The 6,868-nt window shown below is 63.2% G+C and carries 5 protein-coding genes; all 5 read right to left on the reverse strand.

The features are described 5' to 3' along the window. Positions 1-108: 108 nt before the first annotated feature. Positions 109-2,214, reverse strand: a complete 2,106-nt coding sequence (gene pnp / locus ACIP0B_RS15705) for a polyribonucleotide nucleotidyltransferase (protein ID WP_400833410.1) — start codon at positions 2,212-2,214, stop codon at positions 109-111. 209 nt (positions 2,215-2,423) lie between these two features. Further along, complete coding sequence (gene rpsO / locus ACIP0B_RS15710) at positions 2,424-2,693, reverse strand: 30S ribosomal protein S15 (protein ID WP_085578459.1); 270 nt, start codon at positions 2,691-2,693, stop codon at positions 2,424-2,426. Between the two features lie 139 nt (positions 2,694-2,832). Next, positions 2,833-3,750: a tRNA pseudouridine(55) synthase TruB gene (gene truB, locus ACIP0B_RS15715; protein WP_400833411.1), complete on the reverse strand. Its 918-nt coding sequence runs from the start codon at positions 3,748-3,750 to the stop codon at positions 2,833-2,835. 4 nt (positions 3,751-3,754) lie between these two features. Beyond that, positions 3,755-4,156 (reverse strand): 30S ribosome-binding factor RbfA, encoded by a 402-nt coding sequence (rbfA, locus tag ACIP0B_RS15720; protein WP_400833414.1) that lies wholly within the window; start codon positions 4,154-4,156, stop codon positions 3,755-3,757. Positions 4,157-4,315: 159 nt separating this feature from the next. After that, a complete protein-coding gene (gene infB, locus ACIP0B_RS15725; protein WP_400833419.1) occupies positions 4,316-6,844 on the reverse strand; it encodes a translation initiation factor IF-2 in 2,529 nt (842 codons plus the stop codon). Positions 6,845-6,868 lie beyond the last annotated feature (24 nt).

Here is a 6,868-nt window from a genome sequence, read left to right on the forward strand (position 1 = left end):
TCTCGGCGTCCGGCAACTCGCACCTCATGCAATCATTTTCGACAGACAAAAAAATGCCCCGCCGTTTTCACGGCGGGGCATTTTCATTGCGCTAAAGCCTGGGGGGGATTAAACGCCCGAAGCCTTGGCCGCTGCCACGTCTTTGATGGACAGCTTGATGCGGCCGCGGTTGTCCACGTCCAGCACCAGCACTTCCACTTCCTGGCCTTCCTTCAGGATGTCGGTCACTTTCTCTACGCGAGCGTCGCTCAGCATCGAGATGTGCACCAGACCGTCCTTGCCCGGCAGGATGTTGACGAACGCGCCGAAGTCGACGATGCGCTCAACCTTGCCCACGTAGATCTTGCCGATCTCGGCTTCGGCGGTGATGCCCAGAACGCGCTGACGGGCAGCTTCTGCGGCTTCCTTGGTTTCGCCGAAGATCTTGATCGAACCGTCGTCTTCGATGTCGATCGAAGCCTTGGTCTCTTCGCAGATGGCACGGATGGTCGCGCCGCCCTTGCCGATCACGTCGCGGATCTTGTCGGTGTCGATCTTCATCGCGATCATGGTCGGTGCGTTGGCCGACAGTTCGGTACGCGACTGGCCGATGACCTTGTTCATCTGACCGAGGATGTTCAGGCGCGCTTCCAGGGCTTGGCCCAGGGCGATCTCCATGATCTCTTCGGTGATGCCCTTGATCTTGATGTCCATCTGCAGCGCGGTGACGCCTTTGGCGGTACCGGCCACTTTGAAGTCCATGTCGCCCAGGTGGTCTTCGTCACCCAGGATGTCGGTCAGGACGGCGAACTTCTCGCCTTCCTTCACCAGGCCCATGGCGATACCGGCCACCGGCGCCTTCATCGGCACACCGGCGTCCATCAGGGCCAGGGAAGCGCCGCACACGGAAGCCATCGAGCTGGAGCCGTTGGATTCGGTGATTTCCGACACCACGCGAACGGTGTACGGGAATTCGTCGGCGGCAGGCAGCATGGCCTGGACCGAACGGCGGGCCAGACGGCCGTGACCGATTTCGCGACGGCCGGCACCGCCCATGCGACCGCACTCGCCCACCGAGAACGGAGGGAAGTTGTAGTGCAGCATGAACGAGTCTTTCTTCTCGCCTTCCAGGGTGTCCAGCAGTTGCGCGTCACGGGCGGTGCCCAGGGTCGCGACCACCAGGGCCTGGGTTTCGCCACGGGTGAACAGCGCCGAACCGTGGGTCTTCGGCAGCACGCCGACTTCGATGTTCAGCGGACGCACGGTGCGGGTGTCGCGGCCGTCGATGCGTGGCTTGCCGTTGACGATGTTCTCGCGGACGGTGCGGTATTCGATTTCGCCGAAAGCGGCTTTGACGTCGCCGGCCGAAGGCTGGCCTTCTTCACCGGACAGCTTGGCGACCGCCTGGTCGCGCAGCTCGCCCAGACGGGCATAGCGGTCGGCCTTGACGGTGATGGTGTAGCCCTGGGAGATCGCTTCGCCGAACTCGGCACGGATCGCGCCCAGCAGTTCGGTGGCCTCGGCGGCAGGCGCCCAGTCCCAGGTCGGCTTGGCGGCTTCGGCGGCCAGTTCCTTGACGGCCTTGATGACCGACTGGAATTCGTCGTGGGCGAACAGCACGGCGCCCAGCATCTGGTCTTCGGTCAGCTCCTTGGCTTCCGACTCGACCATCAGCACGGCCTCTTCGGTACCGGCCACGACCATGTCCAGGCTCGAAGCGGCCAGTTGCTCGTAGGTCGGGTTCAGCAGGTAGCCGGTGCTTTCGTGGAAAGCGACGCGGGCGGCGCCGATCGGGCCGTCGAACGGAATGCCGGAGATGGCCAGGGCAGCCGAGGTGCCGATCATCGCAGCGATGTCCGGATCGGTCTTCTTGCTGGTGGAGACGACGGTGCAGACGACCTGCACTTCGTTCATGAAGCCTTCAGGGAACAGCGGACGGATCGGACGGTCGATCAGTCGGGAAGTCAGGGTTTCCTTCTCGGAAGGACGGCCTTCACGCTTGAAGAAACCGCCAGGGATCTTGCCGGCGGCGTAGGTCTTTTCCTGGTAGTGAACGGACAGGGGGAAGAAACCCTTGCCCGGATCGGCTTGCTTGGCACCTACGACGGTCACCAATACGCTGACGTCGTCGTCAACGGTGACCAGTACTGCGCCGGTGGCCTGACGGGCGATGCGGCCTGTCTCGAGGGTGACGGTCGACTGACCGAACTGGAACTTCTTGATTACCGGGTTCACGGTGTCCTACCTTCTTTGTGGCTCTTGGGGGAACTGGTTTCTTGCGAAATTCTTGGGCAACGTCGGGAATCGGCCCGATGCGGATTGTCCGGGGTGCTGCTCGGATAAATCAGGTGCTTCAGATAAAACTTGAGGCTGGGAGCCTGCCGGATGCCGGCGGTAAACCGCTGGCATCCGACAGACAACCAACCTCATAGCGCAATCGCTGATTAGCGACGCAGGCCCAGGCGGCCGATCAGAGCGCTGTAACGGCTCAGATCTTTGCCTTTCAGGTAGTCCAGCAGCTTGCGACGCTGGTTAACCATGCGGATCAGACCACGACGGGAGTGGTGGTCTTTGCCGTTGGCCTTGAAGTGACCTTGCAGCTTGTTGATGTTGGCGGTCAGCAGTGCAACTTGCACTTCTGGAGAGCCGGTATCACCAACGGCTTGCTGGTAGTCGGTAACGATTTGAGCTTTTTCTGCTGCGCTGAGAGCCATGAGGCAATCCTTTTATCAGGAAACCGTCCAGGGACGGTTTCAACAGGCCAGGGACAAATCCCTGTATCAATAAAAGAGCAGTGACCGTGCCTGTTGACAGCCACCCTCGCCGGCCCGCTGTTACGCGAACCGGTTCCGGTCATTCCGACCGAATCAAGCGACGCGGCGCGATGCGCCCGTCTTCGCTCACTTCACCGATGCCGATGAAGCGACCGTTGTGATCCTGTACCCGCACCATGCCGAACTTCGGAGCATCCGGAGCCCGCACCGGCTGGCCGTTGAGCCAGTAGAACGCGCTGTGCTCCGAGAACTGCAGCAACGGCCAATCCTGCAGGCCGCTGTCCGATGGCATCAGGAAGCGGTCGAGCGCTTCGTTGCCGCCTTCGGCATGTGCCGCTTCGAGCTCTTCGAGGGTCACGGTCTGCGCCAGGGTGAAAGGCCCGGCCTGGGTACGACGCAATTCGGCGACGTACGCACCACAACCGAGCTGCTCACCGATATCCTCCACCAGGGTGCGGATATAGGTGCCCTTGCTGCAATCCACCGCCAGTCGCGCAGTATCGCCTTCGAAGGCCAGCAATTCCAAGCGCGCAATAGTAACAGAACGCGGTTCGCGCTCCACTACTTCACCTGCACGGGCCAACTTGTAGAGCGGCTGGCCATCACGCTTGAGTGCCGAGTACATCGGCGGTATCTGATTGATTTGCCCACGGAATTTCGGCAGGACGGCTTCGATGTCGGCGCGACCAACGGTCACCGGGCGCTCCTGCAAAACCTCGCCCTCGGCATCGGCCGTGGTGGTGGTCTTGCCCAGTTGCGCCAGGGTTTCATAGCCCTTGTCGGAATCGAGCAGGTACTGCGAGAACTTGGTCGCCTCGCCGAAGCACAGCGGCAGCACGCCGGTGGCCAGCGGATCGAGGCTGCCGGTGTGCCCGGCCTTCTCGGCGTTGAGCAGCCAGCGAACCTTTTGCAGCGCCGCGTTGGAGGTGAACCCCAGCGGCTTGTCGAGCAGGATGATGCCGCTGACGTTACGACGGATACGTTTGACCTGGGCCACCGGATTACTCCTTGGAGTCTTCGGGTTCGGCCGCCGTCTCGTGCAGGCTGTCCTCAGCCACGGCACGGTCGATCAGGGCCGACAGGTGCGCACCGCGGGCGACGCTCTCGTCGTAGTGGAAATGCAGTTGCGGCACGCTGCGCAGCTTCATTTCGCGGGCCAACTGCATGCGCAGGAAACCGGCCGCGGCGTTCAGCACCTTGATGCTCTGCGCGATGTCGGCGGCGCTGTCCTGCCCCATCACGGTGATGAAGATCTTGGCGTGACCGACGTCACGGCTGACATCCACCGCGGTGATGGTGACGAGGCCGACGCGCGGGTCTTTGACTTCACGACGGATCAGTTGGGCCAGCTCACGCTGCATCTGATCGCCGATACGTTGGGTACGGCTGTATTCTTTTGCCATGGTTTGTTACCTGTAACTGCCCCACGGTGAAATCCGCGAGGTCTGAAAGCGGCAAACGCCCGGCCTGGCGGAGGCCAGACCGGGCGTTGCGTTTAGAGTCCGCCGGACGGGCTGCGCAGATCGCTGCGGCGGCCCGAGGCGGCTCCTGAAGTGCGCGAGTCAGAGGCTGCGAGCAACCTGAACCTTCTCGAAGACTTCGATCTTGTCGCCGACCTTGACGTCGTTGTAGCTCTTCACGCCGATGCCGCACTCCATGCCGGCACGCACTTCGGAAGCGTCATCCTTGAAGCGGCGCAGGGATTCCAGCTCGCCTTCGAAGATCACGATGTCTTCACGCAGTACGCGGATCGGACGGTTACGGTGCACGACACCCTCGACCACCATGCAGCCGGCGATCGCGCCGAACTTCGGCGAACGGAACACGTCACGCACTTCGGCGATACCCAGGATGTTCTCGCGGACATCGCTGCCGAGCATGCCGGTCAGGGCCTTCTTGACGTCTTCGATGATGTCGTAGATCACGTTGTAGTAACGCATGTCCAGACCTTCCTGCTCGACGATCTTCCGTGCGCCCGCATCGGCACGCACGTTGAAGCCGAACAGCACGGCGTTGGAAGCCAGTGCCAGGTTGGCATCGGACTCGGTGATGCCACCGACGCCGCCACCGACCACGCGCACTTGCACTTCGTCGTTGCCCAGGCCGTTGAGGGCGCCTTGCAGGGCCTCCAGCGAACCACGGACGTCGGACTTGAGGACGATGTTGAGCGTCTTCTTCTCTTCCTGGCCCATGCTTTCGAAGATGTTTTCCAGCTTGCCGGCGTGGGCGCGGGCCAGCTTGACTTCGCGGAACTTGCCTTGACGGAACAGGGCCACTTCACGGGCCTTCTTCTCGTCGGCCACCACGCTCATCTCGTCACCGGCGTCAGGCGTGCCGTCCAGGCCGAGGATCTCGACCGGAATGGCCGGGCCCGCTTCCTTGATCGGCTTGCCGTTCTCGTCGAGCATGGCGCGCACGCGGCCATAGTTCGAACCGACCAGCACCATGTCGCCTTGACGCAGGGTACCGTCCTGAACCAGCACGGTCGCCACCGGGCCACGGCCCTTGTCGAGGCGCGACTCGACCACGACACCACGGCCAGGGGCCGATGGAGTGGCGGTGAGCTCAAGCACTTCGGCCTGCAGCAGCACGGCTTCGAGCAGCTCGTCGACGCCGGTACCCATCTTCGCCGAAACCGGAACGAACGGCGTGTCGCCACCCCAGTCTTCCGGCGTCACGCCGTGGGTCGCCAGTTCGCTGCGGATGCGATCGAGGTCGGCACCCGGCTTGTCGATCTTGTTCACCGCCACCACCAGCGGAACGCCAGCAGCCTGGGCGTGCTGAACCGCTTCGATGGTTTGCGGCATCACGCCGTCGTCGGCCGCGACCACCAGGATCACGATGTCGGTCGCCTTGGCACCACGGGCACGCATCGCGGTGAACGCCGCGTGACCCGGGGTGTCGAGGAAGGTGACCATGCCGCGTTCGGTTTCGACGTGGTAGGCACCGATGTGCTGGGTGATGCCGCCGGCTTCGCCCGCAGCGACCTTGGCGCGACGGATGTAGTCGAGCAGCGAGGTCTTGCCGTGGTCGACGTGGCCCATGACGGTCACGACCGGAGCACGAGGCACCGCCTCGCCTTCGAACTTCAGGGACTCGGCCAGGGAATCTTCCAGGGCGGTGTCGCTGATCAGGGTCACCTTGTGGCCCAGTTCTTCGGCAACCAGTTGGGCAGTTTCCTGATCCAGCACCTGGTTGATGGTGGCCGGGGTGCCCAGCTTGAACATGAACTTGATGATTTCAGCGGCCTTGACCGACATCTGTTGGGCCAGATCGCCCACAGTGATGGTCTCGCCGATCTTCACGTCACGCACCACCGGCCCGGTAGGGCTCTGGAAACCGTGGGCGTTGCGCTTCTTCAGCTTGGACTTGCTGCTGCGACCGCCGCGGCGGAAGCCATCGCTTTCTTCGTCGGTGGTGCGGGGCGCCACGCGAGGAGCCGGCGCCTTTTCCTTGACCGATGCACGGTGCGGAGCGTTCTTGCGCTCGCCGTCACCGCCGCCGCGACGGCTGTTCTCGTCGGCGCGTGGCTTGTCCGGACGACGCTGGTCGTCACGCTTGCGCACTTCGACGACCGGGGCGGCCGGCGCAGCGGATACCACTTCGCGCACAGGCTCGGCCGCCGGAGCAGGCGCCGCAGCGGCCACTGGCTCGACCGGGGCTGCCGGCGCAACAGGAGGCTGACGGCGCGCTTCTTCTTCAGCGCGCAGACGGGCTTCCTCTTCAGCCTTTTGACGGGCAGCGTTTTCCACGGCGCGGCGCTCGTCCAGCTCACGCTGACGCTCGGCCTCGATCTCTTCCGGGCTGCGCTGCACGAAAACCTTCTTCTTGCGCACTTCTACGCTGATGCTCTTGCTGCCCGCCACACGCAGGGTGCTGGTGGTTTTACGCTGCAGCGTAATCTTGCGTGGCTCTTCCACTTTCGCCTTGTGGCTGCTCTTCAAGTGAGTCAGCAGGGACTGCTTCTCACTGTCAGTCACATGTTCTTCGGCGGCGGTGTGCGGCAGACCTGCCTCACGCATCTGCTGCAACAGGCGCTCTCCCGGGGTGTTGAGCGAAGCGGCCCGTTGTGTCTGAGTGAGGTGGGTGATGGCCTGGTGTACTCAGGGGGCGCC

Origin of the sequence: Pseudomonas sp. NPDC089534 (assembly GCF_044749305.1) — a bacterium.
Lineage (GTDB): Bacteria > Pseudomonadota > Gammaproteobacteria > Pseudomonadales > Pseudomonadaceae > Aquipseudomonas > Aquipseudomonas ekonensis.